The organism is Pseudomonas sp. ICMP 460 (assembly GCF_002723595.1).
GTDB lineage: Bacteria > Pseudomonadota > Gammaproteobacteria > Pseudomonadales > Pseudomonadaceae > Aquipseudomonas > Aquipseudomonas kitaguniensis.
This window is the reverse complement of sequence record NZ_LKBR01000057.1, coordinates 102,903-122,246: the sequence shown is the minus strand read 5'-3', so window position 1 is coordinate 122,246 and position 19,344 is coordinate 102,903. Positions and strand designations below refer to the sequence as shown.

At 59.6% G+C, this 19,344-nt stretch carries 14 protein-coding genes and 1 pseudogene; 10 read left to right on the top strand and 5 right to left on the bottom strand.

Annotated elements, in window-relative coordinates; all coding sequences use genetic code 11:
- Window positions 1-23: 23 nt before the first annotated feature.
- Window positions 24-2,759, bottom strand: a complete 2,736-nt coding sequence (gene secA, locus AO240_RS24380; protein ID WP_099239921.1) for a preprotein translocase subunit SecA — start codon at window positions 2,757-2,759, stop codon at window positions 24-26.
- 304 nt (window positions 2,760-3,063) lie between these two features.
- Here secA and AO240_RS24375 point away from each other — a divergent pair, with 304 nt between their 5' ends.
- The gene (locus AO240_RS24375) at window positions 3,064-3,519 is read left to right on the top strand and encodes a DUF721 domain-containing protein (RefSeq protein ID WP_099239919.1); all 456 of its coding nucleotides are present in this window, start codon (window positions 3,064-3,066) and stop codon (window positions 3,517-3,519) included.
- A gap of 4 nt (window positions 3,520-3,523) precedes the next feature.
- Here AO240_RS24375 and AO240_RS24370 read toward each other — a convergent pair whose 3' ends face one another.
- A complete protein-coding gene (locus tag AO240_RS24370) occupies window positions 3,524-5,002 on the bottom strand; it encodes a helicase HerA-like domain-containing protein (RefSeq protein WP_099239917.1) in 1,479 nt (492 codons plus the stop codon).
- A gap of 191 nt (window positions 5,003-5,193) precedes the next feature.
- On the opposite strand from AO240_RS24370, the pseudogene AO240_RS29440 reads away from it, so the two are divergent.
- Both AO240_RS29440 and AO240_RS29435 read left to right on the top strand, forming a co-directional pair.
- Window positions 5,194-6,225 (top strand): annotated as a pseudogene (locus AO240_RS29440) (cache domain-containing protein); the annotation flags it as partial.
- 93 nt (window positions 6,226-6,318) lie between these two features.
- Complete coding sequence (locus AO240_RS29435) at window positions 6,319-7,083, top strand: methyl-accepting chemotaxis protein (protein ID WP_371918678.1); 765 nt, start codon at window positions 6,319-6,321, stop codon at window positions 7,081-7,083.
- Window positions 7,084-7,117: 34 nt separating this feature from the next.
- On the opposite strand, the gene AO240_RS28695 is transcribed toward AO240_RS29435, so the two are convergent.
- Both AO240_RS28695 and purU read right to left on the bottom strand, forming a co-directional pair.
- Complete coding sequence (locus AO240_RS28695; protein WP_162839871.1) at window positions 7,118-7,288, bottom strand: hypothetical protein; 171 nt, start codon at window positions 7,286-7,288, stop codon at window positions 7,118-7,120.
- A gap of 95 nt (window positions 7,289-7,383) precedes the next feature.
- Complete coding sequence (gene purU, locus AO240_RS24360; protein WP_058412500.1) at window positions 7,384-8,232, bottom strand: formyltetrahydrofolate deformylase; 849 nt, start codon at window positions 8,230-8,232, stop codon at window positions 7,384-7,386.
- Window positions 8,233-8,580: 348 nt separating this feature from the next.
- Here purU and mvaT point away from each other — a divergent pair, with 348 nt between their 5' ends.
- The gene (gene mvaT / locus AO240_RS24350) at window positions 8,581-8,955 is read left to right on the top strand and encodes a histone-like nucleoid-structuring protein MvaT (protein ID WP_058412501.1); all 375 of its coding nucleotides are present in this window, start codon (window positions 8,581-8,583) and stop codon (window positions 8,953-8,955) included.
- Window positions 8,956-9,045: 90 nt separating this feature from the next.
- Here mvaT and sbcB read toward each other — a convergent pair whose 3' ends face one another.
- Window positions 9,046-10,473, bottom strand: a complete 1,428-nt coding sequence (gene sbcB / locus AO240_RS24345; RefSeq protein ID WP_099239911.1) for an exodeoxyribonuclease I — start codon at window positions 10,471-10,473, stop codon at window positions 9,046-9,048.
- A gap of 181 nt (window positions 10,474-10,654) precedes the next feature.
- Here sbcB and AO240_RS24340 point away from each other — a divergent pair, with 181 nt between their 5' ends.
- The 6 genes from AO240_RS24340 (at window position 10,655) to AO240_RS24315 (ending at window position 19,338) form a co-directional block, all read left to right on the top strand.
- Window positions 10,655-11,347, top strand: a complete 693-nt coding sequence (locus AO240_RS24340; protein ID WP_099239909.1) for an RDD family protein — start codon at window positions 10,655-10,657, stop codon at window positions 11,345-11,347.
- Window positions 11,344-12,324 carry a stage II sporulation protein M gene (locus AO240_RS24335; RefSeq protein ID WP_099239907.1) on the top strand — a complete coding sequence of 327 codons (981 nt, stop codon included), beginning with the start codon at window positions 11,344-11,346 and terminating at the stop codon, window positions 12,322-12,324. Before AO240_RS24340 ends, AO240_RS24335 begins: the two co-directional genes overlap by 4 nt.
- Window positions 12,311-13,840 carry a DUF4129 domain-containing protein gene (locus AO240_RS24330; protein ID WP_099239905.1) on the top strand — a complete coding sequence of 510 codons (1,530 nt, stop codon included), beginning with the start codon at window positions 12,311-12,313 and terminating at the stop codon, window positions 13,838-13,840. Before AO240_RS24335 ends, AO240_RS24330 begins: the two co-directional genes overlap by 14 nt.
- A complete protein-coding gene (locus tag AO240_RS24325; protein ID WP_099239903.1) occupies window positions 13,837-14,994 on the top strand; it encodes a DUF4350 domain-containing protein in 1,158 nt (385 codons plus the stop codon). The genes AO240_RS24330 and AO240_RS24325 overlap by 4 nt, the downstream gene beginning before the upstream one ends.
- Before the next feature lie 165 nt (window positions 14,995-15,159).
- Window positions 15,160-15,483: a hypothetical protein gene (locus tag AO240_RS24320; protein WP_099239901.1), complete on the top strand. Its 324-nt coding sequence runs from the start codon at window positions 15,160-15,162 to the stop codon at window positions 15,481-15,483.
- 81 nt (window positions 15,484-15,564) lie between these two features.
- Window positions 15,565-19,338, top strand: coding sequence for a hypothetical protein (locus tag AO240_RS24315; RefSeq protein WP_099239899.1), 3,774 nt, complete (start codon window positions 15,565-15,567; stop codon window positions 19,336-19,338).
- Window positions 19,339-19,344 lie beyond the last annotated feature (6 nt).

Sequence of the window (19,344 nt, the reverse complement as noted above, 5' to 3'; positions counted from 1 at the left end):
TGTAGCGGCGTCAGGCAAAAATCTTAGTTGATTTCGCCGTGGCAGTGTTTGAACTTCTTGCCCGAACCGCACCAGCACAGTTCGTTACGGCCAAGCTTCTGGTCATTGCGAACCGGCGTTTGAGCCAAGGCCACATCAACCTCTTCGCCCAATACTTCAGGCGCTTCCAGGCCCGGTGCTTCGTCGTGCTGGAACTGCATGCGCGAGGCCAGTGCTTCGGCCTCCTGACGCAGGCGAGCTTCTTCCTCGATCGGGTCTTCGCGACGCACCTGAACGTGGGACAGCACGCGAATCGAATCGCGCTTGATCGAATCCAGCAGCTCGGAGAACAGCGTGAACGACTCGCGCTTGTACTCTTGCTTCGGGTTCTTCTGGGCGTAACCACGCAAGTGGATACCGTGACGCAGATGGTCCATGGTCGACAGGTGGTCTTTCCACAGGTCGTCCAGCACGCGCAATACGATTTGTTTCTCGAAGGTGCGCAGTGCTTCGGCACTCGCTTGCTCTTCTTTCTCGTTGTACGCGAGCAGCAGCTCGGTCATCAGTTTCTCGCGCAGCGTTTCTTCGTACAGATGGTCGTCGTCATCCAGCCATTGCTGGACCGGCAGGTCGACACCGAAGTCGGTCTTCAACGCCGCTTCCAGACCGGCAACATCCCACTGCTCAGGCAGCGACTGTGGCGGAATGTGTGCGCTGACCGTCGCGTTAAGCACGTCCTGACGGAAATCGGCGATGGTCTCGCCAATGTTGTCGGCGGCCAGCAACGTGTTACGCATGTGATAAATCACTTTACGCTGTTCATTGTTGACGTCATCGAACTCGAGCAGTTGCTTGCGAATGTCGAAGTTGCGGCCTTCAACCTTGCGCTGGGCCTTCTCGATGGCGTTGGTCACCATGCGGTGTTCAATCGCTTCACCGGACTGCATGCCCAGGGCTTTCATGAAGTTCTTCACCCGGTCCGAGGCGAAAATACGCATCAGGCTGTCTTCCAGCGACAGGTAGAAACGGCTCGAACCGGCGTCACCCTGACGGCCGGCACGACCACGCAACTGGTTGTCGATACGGCGCGATTCGTGACGCTCGGAAGCAATCACCTGCAAACCACCGGATTCCAACACCGCCTGGTGGCGTTTCTGCCAGTCAGCCTTGATCTGGGCGATTTGCTCAGGGGTCGGGTTGTCGAGGGAAGCCACTTCCACTTCCCAGTTACCGCCCAACAGGATGTCGGTACCACGACCGGCCATGTTGGTGGCGATGGTCAGTGCGCCTGGGCGACCGGCCTGGGCAATGATCTCGGCTTCTTTTTCGTGGAACTTGGCGTTCAGAACCTTGTGCTCGATGCCTTCCTTATTGAGCAGGCTGGACATGTGCTCGGAGGTTTCGATGGTGGCGGTACCCACCAGCACTGGACGCCCGTGGGTCATGCATTCCTTGATGTCGGCGACGATGGCTGCGTATTTTTCGTCAGCGGTCAGGAACACCAGGTCGTTGTAGTCTTTACGCGCCAGCGGCTTGTTCGGCGGGATAACCATCACCGACAGGCCATAGATCTGGTGGAATTCGAACGCTTCGGTGTCGGCGGTACCGGTCATGCCGGACAGCTTGTTGTACAGACGGAAGTAGTTCTGGAAAGTGGTGGACGCCAACGTCTGGCTTTCGGCCTGGATGTTCAGCATTTCCTTGGCTTCGATGGCCTGGTGCAGGCCTTCGGACAGGCGACGACCCGGCATGGTACGGCCGGTGTGTTCGTCAACCAGCACGACCTGGCCGTCTTGCACGATGTATTCAACGTTGCGATGGAACAGCTTGTGAGCGCGCAGGCCGGCATACACGTGGGTCAACAGGCCCAGGTTGTGCGCCGAGTAAAGGCTTTCGCCTTCCGCCAGCTCGCCGATCTGCGTCAGCATCTCTTCGACAAACTGGTGACCGGCTTCGTTGAGCTCGACCTGACGGGTCTTCTCATCAATGCTGTAGTGACCTTCTTTGGTCACCACGCCTTCCACTTCCTCGATGTGCTGCTCAAGACGCGGGATCAACTTGTTGATCTCGGTGTACAGGCGCGAGCTGTCTTCGGCCTGGCCGGAGATGATCAGCGGGGTACGGGCTTCGTCGATCAGGATGGAGTCGACTTCGTCGATCACGGCAAAATTGAGTTCACGCTGGAATTTTTCTTCCATGCTGAACGCCATGTTGTCGCGCAGGTAGTCGAAACCGAATTCGTTGTTGGTGCCGTAGGTAATGTCGGCAGCGTAGGCCAGACGTTTCTCTTCCGGCGGCTGGAACGGCGTAACAACGCCGACCGTCAGGCCGAGGAATTCATACAGCGGGCGCATCCAGTTGGCGTCCCGGCGAGCCAGGTAGTCGTTCACCGTCACCACGTGCACGCCCTTGCCGGACAGTGCGTTGAGGTAAACACCCAGGGTTGCTACCAGGGTCTTGCCTTCACCGGTGCGCATTTCGGCAATCATGCCTTCGTGCAAGGTCATGCCGCCGATCAACTGAACGTCGAAGTGGCGCATGCCCATGACACGCTTACCGGCTTCGCGGGCGACCGCAAAGGCTTCGGGAAGCAGCTTGTCGAGGGTTTCACCTTTGGCTATGCGGGCCTTGAACTCTTCGGTCTTGGCGCGCAATTGCTCGTCCGAAAGGGCAACCATTTGCTCTTCGAAGGCATTGACCAGCTGCACCGTCTTGAGCATGCGTTTAACTTCGCGCTCATTCTTGCTTCCAAAAAGTTTCTTTAACAAAGGCGCAAACATATCGGCAGGTTCTTCCACACATAGGGATGGAGGGCGCACCGTGAGTGGCCCGTGCAGCCCTCACGGCCGCATGCGAACGCGTATTCTACCCGGAATCGTGGGTGAGGAAAGTGGCGTTATTCCCCGAAGCGGGCATGTGGCTGTGAGAGGGCCTGTTTAAAATAAGGGCTTTTGCCGGAACTTCAACCCGTGAGTAGCAGAAGTTACCTATTGATTTCACGGGCAAAGCCCTGCCGACGCATTGCCTGGGGCCGCCAAGCGCTTTCTGCTAAGATGGCGGCTCTGTTACCTAAGGTGTCTAAACATGGCATTTCGCCCACTTACAGCTCGCGCTCCCGCCGCGTTGCTCCGCGAAGCCAAACCGTTGAAAGCCATCTTCGGCCACGCGCAACGCCTGGGCCATTTGCAACGCCTGCTCGAAAGCCAACTGCAACCCGCCGCGCGTGAACATTGCCATGTGGCGTCGTGGCGCGAAGGTAATTTGCTGTTAATTGTCACCGATGGTCATTGGGCGACCCGCTTGCGCTATCAGCAAAAACGCCTGCAGCGACAATTGATGGCATTTGATGAGTTTGCCAGTTTGACGCGTATCCAGTTCAAGGTGCAGCCACCCACCGTGCAGCAAGGTGCGGTGGGGCACACCATGGACCTGTCGGTGAATGCCGCCGAAACCATTCAGGCAACGGCTGACGGCATCAGCGACCCGGGCTTGCGCGCGGCACTCGAGCGGTTGGCCGCGCATGCCAAGCCCAAACCCTGAACGCCTATTTGCGCTTGCTGCCACCCAGCAAAGAACCCAACAACCCACGCACTAACTGACGGCCCATCTGATTGGCGGCCTGTTGCAGGGCGGATTTAAGTGCCTTGCCCGCCGCAGAGCCCAAAAATGCTCCGGCCTTGTCAGTGAAACTCGGCTCGTCGGTGGTGGCCTTTGGTGCATCGCTCGGCCCGAGGTCCTTGCGCGCCATCAGCACTTCGTAGGCCGATTCACGGTCAACCGGTTTGTCATAGCGCCCGCGCAACGGCGAACTGGCGATCAGCGCAGCACGTTCGGCTTCGCTGAGTGGCCCGATGCGCGATTGCGGCGGTGCTACCAGTACGCGCTGGACGATTTCTGGCGTGCCCTTTTCCTGCAACGTACCCACCAGCGCCTCACCGGTGCCCAACTCGGTCAACACCGATAACGCATCAAATGCCGGGTTGGGACGGAACCCGTCCGCCACCGCACGCAGGGACTTTTGCTCTTTGGCGGTGAACGCGCGAAGACCGTGCTGGACGCGTAAGCCCAATTGCGCGAGCACCGTGTCCGGCAGGTCGCCCGGCGACTGCGTGACGAAATACACGCCGACACCCTTGGAGCGAATCAGCCGCACCACCTGCTCCAGCCGATCCTGCAACGCCTTGGGCGTATCGGCGAACAACAAATGCGCTTCGTCGAAAAACAGCGCCAACAGCGGTTTTTCGGCATCGCCGCGCTCCGGCAACTGCTCGAACAGCTCAGCCAACAACCACAACAGGAACGTCGCGTAGACCTTTGGCGACTCATGCACCAAGCGGCTGGCGTCCAACAAGTGGATGCGCCCGCGGCCATCGCTGGCGGGCTGCAAAATATCTTCAAGTTGCAGCGCCGGCTCACCAAACAGCGCTTCGGCGCCCTGCTGCTCCAGCACCGCCAGGCGGCGCAACAGCGCCTGGCTGGAGCCGGTGGTCATCAACGCCGCATCATCGCCCAGCAGCTCCGGGTGATAGTGCAGGTGGTTGAGCAACGCCTTGAGGTCTTTGAGGTCGAGCAGCAACAAGCCTTCGCGGTCTGCCACCTTAAAGCTGGCATACAGTGCCGATTGCTGGCTGTCGGTCAGTTCCAACAGGCTGCCGAGCAATAACGGGCCCATTTCGCTGATGGTGGTGCGCAGCGGATGGCCGGATTGGCCGTGTATATCCCACAACGTGACCGGATACGCTTTGGCCGTGTAGTTGAGGAAAGGCATACCCGCGATGCGCTCGGCCACTTTACCTTGCGGGTTGGCGGCGGCCCCCAAGCCGCACAGGTCACCTTTTATATCCGCGGCGAACACGGCCACACCCGCATCACTGAAGGCTTCCGCCAGGCGCTGCAACGTAACCGTCTTGCCGGTGCCGGTGGCGCCGGCAATCAACCCGTGGCGGTTAGCCAGGCGCATGGCCTGGGCGATAGGCTGGCCGTCCGGGCCGGCGCCGAGAAGAAGTTGCGTGGAATCAGACATTTGGTCACCTATGGTTAAGCTTTAGCGCGGCAAGGTCGATACAGGGATACGTCAGACTCAATAAGTCTAAAAATCAGTCAGACAGTTTCCTCAACGGTACGTGGAAACTTCGCACTTATTTGACGCTGCTATTTGGTGCGTCCCACAAGGACGCGCTTCGGATATCAAGACCTTAGCGGACCCTACAAGCCATGAATAAAAACCTGCGCTTCAGCCACAAGATACTGCTTGCAGCCTCCCTTATCGTCATCGCCGCTTTTGCACTGTTTACCCTCTACAACGACTATCTGCAACGCAATGCGATTCGCGACGACCTCAATAACTACCTGCATGAAATGGGCGATGTCACCGCCAGCAACATCCAAACCTGGCTCACCGGGCGCATTGCCCTGGTGGAAAACGCTGCCCAAAACATCGCCGTCAACCCTGAACCGTCTGTGGTTGCGAGCCTGCTCGAACAGAAAACCCTGACGTCTTCGTTCATGGCAACCTACGTGGGCGACAGCACAGGTGCGTTCACCATCCGCCCCGACAGCAAGATGCCGGACGGCTTCGACCCGCGCGTTCGCCCCTGGTACAAGGGCGCGCAGAGCAGCAACGGCTCAACCCTGACCGAACCCTATATCGACGCGGCTACGGGCCAGTTGATCATTTCGATTGCCACGCCCAGCGCCAAGGGCGGGCAAAGCATCGGCGTAGTAGGCGGCGACCTGAGCCTGCAAACGCTTGTGGATAACATCGGCGCCCTGAATTTCGGCGGCATGGGCTACGCGTTCCTGGTCAGTGCCGATGGCAAAGTGCTGGTGCACCCGGACAAGAACCTGGTGATGAAGACCCTGGCCGATGTGTACCCTCAGAACACACCGAAAATCAGTCGCGAGTTCAGCGAAGTTCCGGCCAACGGCAAAGACAACATCATCACCTTTACACCCATCAAGGGTTTGCCTTCGGTGAACTGGTACCTGGGTATTTCGGTGGATAAAGACAAATCCTTCGCCATGCTCAGCGAATTCCGTACCTCGGCAGTCATCGCCACGCTGATTGCGGTGGTGATCATCATTGCGCTGCTGGGCATGTTGATTCGGGTGCTGTTGCAACCGCTGCACGTGATGACGCGCGCCATGCAGGACATCGCCGACGGCGAGGGTGACCTGACCCGCCGCCTGACCATCCAGAATCACGACGAATTCGGCACGCTGGGGAATGCCTTCAATAGCTTCGTCGAGCGTATTCATACCTCGATACGCGAGGTGTCCTCGGCCACTGAACAGGTCAACGAAGTTGCCTTGCGCGTGGTCAGCGCCTCCAACTCGTCAATGGTCAACTCCGACGAACAGGCCAACCGCACCAACAGCGTCGCCGCGGCCATCAACGAGCTCGGCGCCGCCGCCCAGGAGATCGCCCGTAACGCAGCGCAAGCTTCCAGCCAGGCCAGCGATGCGCGGCACCTGGCCGAAGACGGGCAACAGGTGGTAGATCGCAATATCAAGGCGATGACGCAGCTGTCGGCGATGATCAGCGCCTCCAGCAGCAATATTGAAGCGCTCAACAGCAAGACGGTAAATATCGGGCAGATTCTTGAGGTGATCACCAGCATTTCCCAGCAAACCAACTTGCTGGCGCTGAATGCTGCCATTGAAGCCGCACGTGCCGGTGAAGCCGGGCGCGGGTTTGCGGTGGTGGCCGATGAAGTGCGCAACCTGGCCCATCGCACCCAGGAATCGGCGCAACAAGTGCAAAAGATGATCGAGGAACTGCAAGTCGGCGCCCGCGATTCGGTGAGCACCATGAGTGAAAGCCAGCGCTACAGCCAGGACAGCGTGGAAATCGCCAACCTGGCGGGCGAACGCCTGAACAGCGTGACCCAGCGTATTGGCGAGATCGACGGCATGAACCAGTCAGTGGCTACCGCCACCGAGGAGCAAACCTCGGTGGTGGAATCGATCAACATGGACATCACCGAAATCAACACCCTCAACCAGGAAGGTGTGGAAAACCTGCATTCAACCCTGCGTGCCTGTGCCGACCTGGAACAACAGGCGGCGCGCTTGAAGCAGCTGGTGGGCAGTTTCCGCATCTGAGCACATGCCCGCCGCCGGGGTCGGCGGCGGGCGATTATTCTTCGCCGGGCTGGGCCTTGCTGCGCTCGCGCTGCCACAACTCGGCGGCACCGGGAAATTCGGTGCCGTCCTCCGCGTCCAGGTCGTCCGGGTCAAATCGACTCAAACAGCCCTCCCCCAACGTCGCAGGGGCTTTGGAAGTGGCTTTGTCCAGTGGGTCGCTCATCAGTCAGTCCTCGACGGCAGGCAAACAAAAAGGGCCTGAAACGATTTAACGCCCAGGCCCCCTGACTGTTCAATCAAAAACGTTGAATGCCCTGATCAGAACACCACGGTTTTGTTGCCGTGCACCAGCACGCGGTCTTCCAGGTGATAGCGCAGGCCACGGGCCAACACCATCTTCTCGACATCACGGCCAAAACGCACCATGTCTTCAATGCTGTCGCTGTGGCTGACGCGCACCACGTCTTGCTCGATGATGGGCCCGGCGTCGAGCTCTTCGGTGACGTAGTGGCAGGTTGCGCCAATCAGCTTTACGCCACGCAGCGAAGCTTGGTGATAGGGCTTGGCACCGACAAACGACGGCAGGAAGCTGTGGTGAATGTTGATCACCTTGCCTGCGTATTCGCGGCACAGCTCCGGCGGCAGGATTTGCATGTAGCGCGCCAGCACCACCACGTCAGCGTCGTGTTGCTTGACCAGGCGCGAAACCTCGGCGAAGGCCGGCTCCTTGTCCTGCGGGTTAACCGGGACGTGGTAATAAGGGATGCCATGCCATTCGACCATGCTGCGCAGGTCGTCGTGGTTGGAAATGACACAGGCGATCTCGCAGTCCAGCTCATCACTGTGCCAGCGGTGCAGCAGGTCGGCCAAGCAGTGGGACTCACGGCTGGCCATCAGCACCACACGCTTTTTCTGCTCGGTGTCGGTGATGTGCCAGGTCATCGAAAACTCTTCGGCGATAGGCGTAAACGCCTCACGGAAGGCTTCAAGACCAAAGGGCAGTGTGTCGGCACGAATTTCGTGACGCATGAAAAACCAACCGCTGAGATCGTCCGAGTGATGGCTCGCCTCGGTGATCCAGCCGTTGTGGGAGGCCAGAAAGTTACTGACTTTGGCAACGATGCCAACCCGGTCCGGGCAAGCGATCACCAGCCGAAAAGTGCGCATTAGGGGGAAACTCCAGAACTTCGCAAAGGCCGCCATTCTAGCGATTACGCAGAAAAACTGCAGTAGTCCTTGCGGCTTATTCGAGCTCCTTGCGCCGGCTACGCCCCCTGAGCGAGTAAGGTTTTACGCTCGCTATATGCACCCGCAAACGAACGCATGGGCTGTTAACAAAAATAAACGAGATTATTCTTAGGTAACCACCGACTAATTAACTCAATGGCAGCGCTTCACCGTAAACATTCAACGTAATTCACCTAAAAACATCCTTAAATGTTTACTTGCAGAGTTTGCCTGACTATTATTAGGCCACTTACCCTGACAATCAGCGCTCTCCATAAGGTAGCCCACATGTCCCTGATCAACGAATACCGAGCCACCGAAGAAGCTATCAAAGAGCTGCAAGCTCGTTTGAAGAACCTGTCCGAAGACGACAAGCTGCAAACTGAGCTGGAATTCGAAGGCAAACTGCGCGCCCTGATGGGTGAATACTCCAAATCCCTGCGTGACATCATCGCGCTGTTGGATCCAGAGTCGAAAGTTAAAGCGCCGCGCGGTGCTGTGAAAACTACCGGCACCAAACGTGCTCGCAAGGTTAAGCAATACAAGAACCCGCACAACGGCGAAGTGATTGAAACCAAAGGCGGCAATCACAAAACCCTGAAAGAGTGGAAAGCCAAGTGGGGCGGCGACGTCGTTGAAGGCTGGGCTACCCTGCTGGGCTAAGCCTGGTCGGGCCTTGGCCTGATAGACGCTACATAAGAAACGCCAGCATGCTGGCGTTTTTTATTGTCCGCATACTGTGTAATTAGCTGTCTACAGATTCAGCCGCGCGGCTAAAGAGTCGGCATACGCCTGCCATTGATCCAACACCTCGCGCTGAAACGATGTAGCACTTATCGCCAACTCCTGACGTGCCTGCTTAAATGCCTCAAGGGTATTCGGCGCGCCCCATTGCGACTTGGACAAACGCTGCTGACAGAAAAGTTTCCAGCGTTGTTGCTCCTCGTTGTTCAAGGTGTCAGGAAAGTTACGTGCACGGTAGCGAAATAATAATTCCGGTAAACGTTCATCATCAAAAGGCCATGGCTGGCGCGCGAGATGTACAGGCTCTGCCGCCCGGACTTGCTCGCACAGACGGCGGTCGCGGTCACCTATAAAACCATCGTAGAGCTGCTGCTCGGGGTCGCTACTCGGCGCAAAATCTTCCTCGGCATAAATGGCCGCCAACTTGTCGCGCCACACTTCCTGTGCGTCAGTTAGTCGCAGCGCGCGCGCCTGGCAAGCGTCAATATCCAATTGAAGCCGCTCACGGTCCTGCGCCCGCAGCACATTCAAGGGGGCAACCACCGGGCACCGGTTGATATGAATTAACTTGAGTGGCACTGGCAGCTCACCTTCCGCCAGCTCATCACGCCGCGTGTAGAGGCGCTGGCGCAAGGTAGCGGCGTCCAGATCAAGCAAGCCCTGCGGGTCGAGCCCGAGGTCACACACAATCAGCGCATTGCGATTGCGCGGGTGCCACGCCAGCGGTAGTACCACGCCGAGGTAATGCCGCTCAGCAGAAAACCGCCCGGAGATATGCACCATGGGTTGCAGCAACCGCACCTGATCCATCACCCGCTGCTTGCTGCGCAGGTGGAACAGCCAGTCATACAACTTGGGTTGTTTGTCCCGAACCAGACGCGCCAAAGCAATGGTGGCACGCACGTCCGACAAGGCATCGTGGGCCTGGCCATGGTCGATGCCGTTCGCCTCGGTCAAGCGTTCAAGCTTGAGGGTGACGCGCCCGTCCTGCTCAGGCCACACAAGCCCATCCGGGCGCAGCGCGTAGGCGGTGCGCACCACATCGATCAAATCCCAACGACTGTTGCCGCCCTGCCATTCACGCGCGTAGGGGTCAAAAAAGTTGCGGTACAGGCTGTAGCGCGTCATTTCATCGTCAAAGCGCAGGGTGTTGTAACCCGCGCCACAGGTGCCTGGCGCGGCCAACTCAGCGTGTACACGGGTCATGAAGTCAGCTTCAGCCAAGCCCTTCTCGGCCAGAATGCCGGGGGTGATACCGGTGATCGCGCAGGCGGCCGGGTGCGGCAGAATATCGTCGCTGGGCCGGCAATAAAGATTGACCGGCGGGCCGACCTCGTTGAGTTCGAGGTCGGTACGAATACCGGCAACCTGCAGCGGGCGATCGCTGCGCGGGTTGATACCGGTGGTTTCATAGTCGTACCAGAAAATGGAGGTCACGGGCTGTTCCTGTACTGAAGATCGACGAAGTCTAGGCGCTGTAAGGCGTCGGGGGCCAGCGATACCTGACTGTACAAACATCCAGCAAAAACTTGACCAGCAAAAACTTGAGTAGTTGCTTCCATCGGCGACACTGCTAGCATCCGTCTCTCCCAACCGCTTTGCACTGCCAGGGATTGCAATGCCACCAGCCCCTTTGGACACCCGCTATCAGATCGAGACGCCCGAGGGCATCGATCTGCCCTTGCGCCCGGCAGGCTTGCCCCCTCGCGCACTGGCCTTTGCCTTCGACCTGGGCGTGCGTGGGCTGCTCATGGGCACCCTGCTCGTACCGCTGGCGTTGCTCGGCAATATTGGTATTGGCGTGGGTTCATTGCTGCTGTTTCTGGTCAGTTGGTGGTACATGGTGCTGTTCGAAGTGCTCAATCAAGGCTGCTCTCCGGGCAAACAGGTGATGGGCCTGCGGGTGGTGCAGGACGACGGCACGCCGGTCGGCTGGTCCGCTTCGCTGATTCGTAACCTGCTGCGGTTTGTCGACATGCTGCCCTTCGGCTACTTCCTTGGCGCCATCAGTTGCCTGCAACATCCCCATTTCAAACGCCTCGGTGACCTGGCAGCCGGCACCCTGGTGATCTACCGCGAACGGCCCCTGGTGCGCCCGCAAATACCTCACGCTACGGCCCTGCGCCTGCCCTTTGCCCTGGAGCTGAGCGAACAGCGCGCCATCCTTGGCTTCGCCGAACGCCAGGCAGAACTGTCCGCCGAGCGGGTGCATGAACTGGCCGCAATCCTTGCCGAACCCTTGCAAGTGTCCCCGGCGCGCGCCGTCGAGCAACTTAACGGTGTCGCCCGTGGCCTGTTGGGGCCTGTATGAAACAGAGCCAGTTCGAGAGCCGTCACCAAGCCCAGTGGCAGGCCTTTGCAGAGCAACTGAAAGCATTGGAGCACGGTAAAGCCAGGCCCGGTGACGCGGCCGAGTTTCCTCATCACTATCGACGTTTATGTCAGCACCTGGCCCTGGCTCAAGAGCGCGGTTACAGCAGTTACCTGGTCGACCCGCTGGAGCAACTGGCGCTGCGTGGCCACCAACAGTTGTATCGCCATCGCAGCCAATTGGGCGCGAACCTGTTGGCTTTTATCCTGGCCGACTTCCCGCGTCTGGTGCGCGAACAATGGCGCTTCGTGCTGGTCGCCAGCCTGCTGTTCTTCGGCAGCCTGGTGGGCATAGCCCTGCTGGTGTATGCGTTTCCAAACTTGATCTACAACATCATCAGCGCCCAACAGGTCGCCGAGATGCAGAGCATGTACGACCCCGACGCCAGCCGCTTGGGCCGCGCCGCCGAACGCGCTTCCAGCGAGGACTGGATGATGTTTGGCTACTACGTGATGCACAACATCGGCATCGCCTTCCAGACCTTTGCCGCCGGTTTGCTGTTCGGCTTGGGCAGCGCGTTTTTTCTGATTTTCAACGGTTTGATCATCGGTGCCGTCGCCGGTCATCTGACCGAAATAGGCTATGGCCAAACGTTCTGGTCATTTGTTATCGGGCACGGTGCATTCGAATTGAGCGCCATCGCCCTCGCCGGTGCGGCAGGGTTGCAATTGGGCTGGGCGTTGATCGCGCCGGGGCCACTGGCGCGCAGTGAGTCACTGCGTTTGGCGGCGCACAAAAGCGTGCAGATGCTCTGCGGTGTGATCGTGTTCCTGTTGATCGCAGCGTTTATCGAGGCCTACTGGTCTTCCACCACCACCATCGCCCCCTGGGCCAAATACCTTGTGGGCACTGCGCTTTGGCTGCTGGTAGCTGCTTACCTGACCCTCGCTGGAAGGACTCGCCATGCGCCTGAGTGATGCCAGCGTGGTTATCCGCCCCCGTACCACTTGGGAAGCCATGGACCTTGGCATCTTAATGGCGCGCAAGTATCGCCTTTTATTGATGAGCAGTTGGGCGCTGGTCAGCTTGCCGGTGTTTGCCCTGCTCACGGCGCTGCTCTGGGAACACCCCTCTGTCGCACTGTTGGTGTTCTGGTGGCTCAAGCCGGCTTTCGAACGCTTGCCGCTGTACATCCTGTCCAAGGCCCTGTTTGGTGAAACGCCGAGTATCAAACAAGCCGTACGCCATTGGCCAAGCCTGCTCAAAAGCCAGTTGCTGGTCAGCCTGACCTGGCGCCGCCTCAGCTTGAGTCGCAGTTTTGTGCTGCCGGTGAGCCAGCTTGAAGGCCTGGCTGATCAGGCGCGCCAACAACGCCTCGGGGTGTTGCTACGGCACAACGCCGGCGCCGCGCGCTGGCTGACCCTCATCGGTATGCACCTGGAAGTCGGCCTGTGGCTTGGCGGCATGACACTGCTCTACCTGTTCATTCCAGAACAGGTTGAACGCGATTGGGACTGGCAACAGCTCGCGCTTGCGGTGGGCTCGGACTGGCTTTGGCTGGAACACCTGACCAACGCCTTTTATGCACTGGTTCTGGTGTTCTGGGAGCCCATTTATGTGGCCTGCGGGTTCAGCCTGTACCTCAACCGACGCACTGTACTGGAAGCCTGGGACCTGGAACTGGTTTTACGCCGGTTACGCCAGCGCCTGAGCAACAGTGCGCCTTTACTGGTGCTGGTTGTGGGCCTGTTGCTAATACCCGCCAGCCCGCCAGCGATGGCTGATGGCGCAAGCGAGCAGCCACCGCTCAGTACTCAAACCGCCAGCCAATCGATCAAGCACGTGCTGGAACAGCCGCCCTTCAAAAACCCGCAAACCGTTACCCGCTACCGTTTTGGTGACGAAAAAACCGTGACTGAAAAGCAGGCACGCGGCGACGGTAAATTACCCGCGTGGCTTCAGGCGTTGCTGAACCAGTTCAACAGCAACACCTTTAAAACGCTTGGGCAAGGGTTGGAAATACTCCTCTGGAGCGTGGTGATCGGCGGCGTCGCGCTGCTGCTCTGGCGCTACCGTGAGTGGCTGCGCGCGTTTGTCAGCCGACGCCCGCAGCGCAGCCCCAAAATAGCCAAAGCGGCACCGGCGCAGATGTTCGGCCTGGCGCTGGGCACAGAGACATTGCCCGAAGACATCGCCAGCGCCGCTGAACAATTATGGCCGACGCAGCCGCGCGAAGCCCTTGGCCTTCTGTACCGGGGCCTGCTCAGCCGCTTGTTGCATGACTTCAACCTGCCACTGAAAAGCGCCGATACCGAAGGCCAGGTGCTGCAGCGTGTTGACCAACTGCAACAACCGCAACTGCTGGCGTTCAGTGATGAACTGACCCGGCACTGGCAGAACCTCGCGTATGGTCACCACCTGCCGCCTGCCTTTGCCCAGCAAAAACTCTGCAACGATTGGCGGGCGCTGTTCGGTTCGGAGGCCGCGCAATGAACCGGCCGTGGATATACGTCGGGCTGCTGCTGGCGTGCGTGCTGGGCGCTGGCGCTTTTTATGCGTGGCACAAGGCAATCCCGTATGACGAAGTGGTCGATCGCGGCCCCTCGCCACTCGCCCAGGCGAACCCCTACCTGGCGGCAGAATACTTTCTGCGCCAACAAGGGCTGGCCGTTGAGCACGCCAATAGCCTTGAACGACTCACCAACCTTCCCGCCAAAGGTCATAGCCTGTTACTGCTGGGCGAACGCAGCAACATGAGCCCACGCCAAGTGGATCAATTGATCGGCTGGGCGAATTCAGGCGGCCACCTGCTGGTGGTCGCCGAAGCACTGTGGGATGAAGAAACCGGCAAAAGCGCTGACCTGCTGCTTGATCGGTTGAACATCCACTCAGTCATGAGTGAGGCCGTTGACGCGCCAGCGCCGCCGCGCAAAAAGAAAGCGCCGGACCTGACCAAACTGTACGTCGACAACGAAACCGCCCCGGCGTATTTCAGCTTCGATACCGACTTCAACCTCACCGACCCCAAGCACCTGGCACAATTTTCCGCCAACAGCGCCCGGTCCAGCCACCTGATGCAACGCGGCCTCGGCCAGGGCACCGTGACGGTTGTAACCGACAGCGACCTGTGGAAAACCGCTGGCATCGGCAAACACGATAACGCCTGGTTGTTGTGGTACCTCAACCAGGGCACCGACGTGACCCTGCTGTTTAACAGTGACGAAGACAACCTGCTGAGCCTGTTGCTGCGCAATTTCCCGCAAGCCCTGGTGGCGCTCGTCGCGCTGATTGCCCTGGCGCTCTGGCAGGCCAGTGTGCGCCAAGGTCCGATCCAGGCACCTGCGCCCAAGGCTCGCCGGCAATTGCAGGAACACCTGCAAGCCAGCGCCGACTTCCTGCTGCGCCGCTGCGGCCAAGGCAGCCTGTTGCAAGCCTTGCAACGCGACGTGCAACGCGCAGCAAGGCGTCGTCACCCAGGCTTTGAACACCTCGACAGCGCTGAACAGTGGCAGGTGCTTGAAGGCCTGACGCGCCAACCCTCCCACCTTATCCGCCAGGCCCTCGGCCCACTCCCGGCAAAACGGCTCACCAGCGCCGATTTCAGCCGTCAGGTGGCGTGCCTGCAAACGCTCAGGAATGCCCTGTGATCCGGCACTTGGTTGCCTCTTAGGAAAGTTGGGTAAAGACCGACTGTCGGATGGTGATTTGCTAAACAAAAGGACGCCTACTACAGTAGCAAAGCGCCACTACCGTGTGCCGGGAAGCTGGTCACACACCGCAATCGCTAGTCAATGCAGAATGGAGTTCTAATAATGGCTATCAGTGCTGTCGTTAACGCCGTCTTCAACATCGACAACAAAATCTACACCGCCTCGCTCGCCATCCCAAGTTCCGCGCCCACCAAAGAAGTGCCGTTCCTGTTCAGTGTCATCTCCCAGGCTCCCGCAGCTGGCGGCACGACTCCGCCCCCTCAAACCCTGCTCGCCGTCGCAGTGGGTGGCACCAGCGAGGTGTATGTCGCGGTGTCGCCACCGATGGACATCATCTCGGGCGCCATCGGCAGCGATGTAGTGCAAGACCTGAACGTAGTCGTCTCGGAAGGCACTTACGATCCCAAGACCCATACCTTCAGCTGATCCGCGCTCGCTCACTTGGCGGGGCAATGGTCATTGCCCCGCTGCTTCGAAGTACCTTGCCTGCGGGAGGGCCACTCGCCCATGGATATCCGCGTCTCGGCACATTTTGCCTGGTCACAGATTTTTGGCGGCACGTTCGCCACCCAGAGCAAGTGCCAACTCGACCTTTCAAGCCAATACAGCCTGATCTACGCAGATTTGGCCGCCGCGAATGCTGGCGGGATGGATGTCCTTGAACTGATCAACAAAGCCTTCAATACGCAACTGCCTACCGGCAGCTTGCTGGTGCAGGATGCGGGTTTCTTCACCTTCAGCCATTTCGGCAACGGTACGCCGCCCAGTGGCACTAATCTGTTCAGCATTTTTCCACAGACTCCGGTGCCCATCAGTGTGGCCAAAACCACCCTGACCATGGCCAACACTTGTGGGTTCTGGCTCACGGTAAGTCTAAAGGACATAAAACTGTTCGGCAGCTTGCTGCAGATCGGTTACGACACCTCGACGGGTGCCGGTGACACACTCTCGTTGTCCGCCCTGCTAACCAGCGGCAGTACAGCCGGCGCCGCAGTCCAACAGGCGGTCTACTCTGCAGCGCTGCCAAACATTAAGTTGTTCGGCCTGTTCGGCTTCGAGAACGTCAATATCCTCTACCAGTTCACCACGGCCAGTAAACTCAGCGTCAACGGCAATCTCACTGTCTCGCTGTTCGATAACAACTATGTCTTCAGCGGTGCGCTGGTTTCCGATGATGTCACCCAGACATTCGCCGCCTGCCTGCGGACCGCCAAGCCCGATAACATCCCGGAACTGTTCGGTGGGGCCATGAGCGGCATCTCGTTCAGCAACCTGATGTTCGGCGTCTTTGCTCGTTATGGCGACGCCACCGCGCAGAAAAACTTCCAGGTACAGGGCACAGTCAAGGTGGGTTCGGCCCAGCTCACCGGGTACATCTACCTGCAAAACAGTACCCCTCAAGTTGCCAGTGTCAAAGTCGACAAGACCCTTTCGATCGGTGATGTGTTCAACCAGTGCATCGGTAGCGCGGTATGGCCCACCTCTTTGATCGACATCGTTTTCAAGGCTGGCAGCCAGCTCTACTACTGCAAAACGGCGAGCAGCCAACCGCTGAGCCTGGATACGTTTGCCTGCCCTGCCACGGCCGGCACCTTGCCTGCCGCTCCGCCGGCCAGCAGTATCGTCTACCAGCCGGGTTTTAATATTCAGGCACTGTTCGACCTGACACTGGTTACCACCTTCGAAGTGGTGGGCAACATCCAGATCGCCAAAGACGGCGTCACCGCCTCCATCGCCCTGGCCAACCCCATCGACATCTACATCATGACCATCGCCGCGCCCAAAGCGACCAGCGCCAGCGGTGGCCCGGCGCTGGCGATATCCACGGTGGCGGGCAAACAGTCGATGGGGTTTGCCGGCAGTGTGTGGTTCATGCAGGCATCATTCGGCGTCGATGTCAGCGTGATGAGCAGCAAGAACAGCAAGGGCAACATGCAAATCGACGGCACGCTCACCGCGCTGTCCGATTACTCACCGTTCCTGCCGAAAAACACCTCGCTGGGGGTGCGCTACAGCAAAGATGATGGCGGTTTCCAGGTCACCAACTGGCCGAGCTTCGACTACCTGACCAAGGCGATCGACTTCATCAAGACGCTGCAAGAGCTGTCCGAGCAAGGCAGTTCCGGATGCGGCAAGTTGGCAGACTTCGCCTTCAAGTCCTTGCTTGCATCGACGTTCAACATAAGCGTGTCGTTCAGCACACAGGACGACGGCGTGAGCCTGCAACTGAACGGAAAATACACCCTGTCGGTTGCAGGCACTTCACTGACCGCGGTGGCGATCCCCTTTCCTGCGATGGTTTCGATCCCACTGCCCAACTCGATCAATTTTTCGGAATTGGGGGGTTACATCGACCGCGCGCTCGCCGGCGCCGCAGAATCGTTCGTCAAAGGCTTGGCAAGCAACAGCGAGGCCATCGCAGCAGTGATCGGCCTGACGGCTGGCAAGGCTGCAGCGTCCTACGCCGCCACACTGGCCTGCCAAAGCCTGATCGACGGCGCAGCCGCCGACGCCGTCGCGGCAACCGAGGCCGCAGCGCTGGCGGCAGCCGAAGCGGCCGCCGCCGGAGCAGCGGGCGCAGCTGCAGCGGTAGCCGGTACGGTTTTGGCTATCATCTCGATCGTTGGCGGGACAGGTACCGGGACAGGAACGGGAACGGGAACCGGGACAGGCACTGGGACGGGTACAGGAACGGGTACAGGTACCGGAACAGGCACAGGCACAGGCACCCAAAGTGCACCTGACCACCCCAGCATCAGCATCGCCAACCGAGTAGTGACACTTACCTGGGGTGGTGGCCAGGGCAACGCCGGCTATAACGCGCAATTGCTCGACAGTGCCGCAAAAGTGCTGCTCGACCAGCCTGGCCTGAACATGACCGCGCGCGCGACCCAGTTCGATTTCGACGCGCAATGGTCCGCCGGCCCCTATAAGGCCCAGGTACAGGGTGTCCATGGCGACGCCAAAACTCAATGGGCCGACGCAACGTTCCAGCGTCTTGCCGCGCCGACAGCCCTGCTGGCGCACGCCGACAGCAGCATTATCGCGCCTGACTGCGGCGTAGTGCTGAGCTGGACAGCCGTGCCCGAAGCGCAGTCCTATGTGCTCTCCAGCACACATGCAGGCGGCACCTGGGTAGCTGACCGTCAGATCGAACCGGCGCAACCACAACAGGCGCCGCCCACGCAGTGCTCGATCACCTTTGATGTGGCGGCACCTGTCGGCGACTTCGGTTTCAGCCTGGTCACACAAGGCAGCAATACCACCGTGGCTAGCCCTGCAAGCGCAGTGCTGACCCTGAATCGTTTGGGTCAGCCGCAGAAGCTGCAAGCCAGCAGTGCCGGCAGCAGCGCCACGCTGCGCTGGCAGGCAGTCGCAAATGCCACGCGCTACCAGGCGGTCATACACAGCGCCGACAGCCCGTTGCAAGTCACCGAGTTGCAGACAAGCGCACAGGGCGACGAGTTGATTGCCGCGCTGACACTGACCGGCATCGCTGGCTCGCCACGGCTTTACCACCTGCTGGTGCAGGCCATCCCTGCCGTGGGCCAAGAAGGCATCCTGCCCGGCGTTCCTTCGACCACGGTGGATATCACCATCACGCTATACGCCAACGCCGTAGAGATGACGACCGCGCTCAATGGCCAGAAGGTCGAGGCCACCCTTTGCGCCCAACAGGTGTTGCAAGCGTTCCCGAGCCTGAACCTCGAGACCCTGGCCAGCGCCATGGCCCAAGGCGGTTACGCGCTGGCCGACACCAGCAAAGGCCTTATGGCAGTGTGGCCGCAGACCTCACCACAAGACCTGGCGGCAGCGCTGGCACAGGCTTACGCAGATCCGGAGCAAATGGCCAGCCGTCTGTTTGCGCAGGGCGTGACGGGCGCCGACTGCGGGCCTCAGCTGTTGCGCACGTTCCCCACGCTAACCCTCGACACCCTGGCCAGTGCCATGGCCAAGGGCGGTTACGTGGTGGCCGAGACCAGCAAGGGCCTGCTCGCCGCTTGGCCACAAACGCCGCCGCAGGCGCTGGCAGAGGCGTTGATCCAAGCCTACCCCGGCCCGGTACAGACGGCGCGTGGCCTGCGTGCCCAAGGCGCAAACGGCGTGGCCTGTGCAACCGGTCTGCTCAAGGCATTCCCCAAACTGGTCGATACGGATTTGGCCGCGGCCATGGCGCAAGCCGGGTACCCGGCAGCGGACACCGGCGAAGGACTCAAGGCTGCGTTCCCCAGCCTGTCACCCCTGGACCTGTCCATCGCGCTGGTCAGCGCTTATCACTGAAGCAAG

What these genes read in the sequence shown, in the direction of transcription:
- secA (WP_099239921.1), bottom strand. Translation starts at nt 2,759, where the DNA reads ATGTTTGCGCCTTTGTTAAAGAAACTTTTTGGAAGCAAGAATGAGCGC.
- mvaT (WP_058412501.1), top strand. Translation starts at nt 8,581, where the DNA reads ATGTCCCTGATCAACGAATACCGAGCCACCGAAGAAGCTATCAAAGAG.
- AO240_RS28695 (WP_162839871.1), bottom strand. Translation starts at nt 7,288, where the DNA reads ATGAGCGACCCACTGGACAAAGCCACTTCCAAAGCCCCTGCGACGTTG.
- AO240_RS24320 (WP_099239901.1), top strand. Translation starts at nt 15,160, where the DNA reads ATGGCTATCAGTGCTGTCGTTAACGCCGTCTTCAACATCGACAACAAA.
- AO240_RS29435 (WP_371918678.1), top strand. Translation starts at nt 6,319, where the DNA reads ATGGTCAACTCCGACGAACAGGCCAACCGCACCAACAGCGTCGCCGCG.
- purU (WP_058412500.1), bottom strand. Translation starts at nt 8,232, where the DNA reads ATGCGCACTTTTCGGCTGGTGATCGCTTGCCCGGACCGGGTTGGCATC.
- AO240_RS24315 (WP_099239899.1), top strand. Translation starts at nt 15,565, where the DNA reads ATGGATATCCGCGTCTCGGCACATTTTGCCTGGTCACAGATTTTTGGC.
- AO240_RS24330 (WP_099239905.1), top strand. Translation starts at nt 12,311, where the DNA reads ATGCGCCTGAGTGATGCCAGCGTGGTTATCCGCCCCCGTACCACTTGG.
- AO240_RS24370 (WP_099239917.1), bottom strand. Translation starts at nt 5,002, where the DNA reads ATGTCTGATTCCACGCAACTTCTTCTCGGCGCCGGCCCGGACGGCCAG.
- AO240_RS24325 (WP_099239903.1), top strand. Translation starts at nt 13,837, where the DNA reads ATGAACCGGCCGTGGATATACGTCGGGCTGCTGCTGGCGTGCGTGCTG.
- AO240_RS24340 (WP_099239909.1), top strand. Translation starts at nt 10,655, where the DNA reads ATGCCACCAGCCCCTTTGGACACCCGCTATCAGATCGAGACGCCCGAG.
- AO240_RS24375 (WP_099239919.1), top strand. Translation starts at nt 3,064, where the DNA reads ATGGCATTTCGCCCACTTACAGCTCGCGCTCCCGCCGCGTTGCTCCGC.
- AO240_RS24335 (WP_099239907.1), top strand. Translation starts at nt 11,344, where the DNA reads ATGAAACAGAGCCAGTTCGAGAGCCGTCACCAAGCCCAGTGGCAGGCC.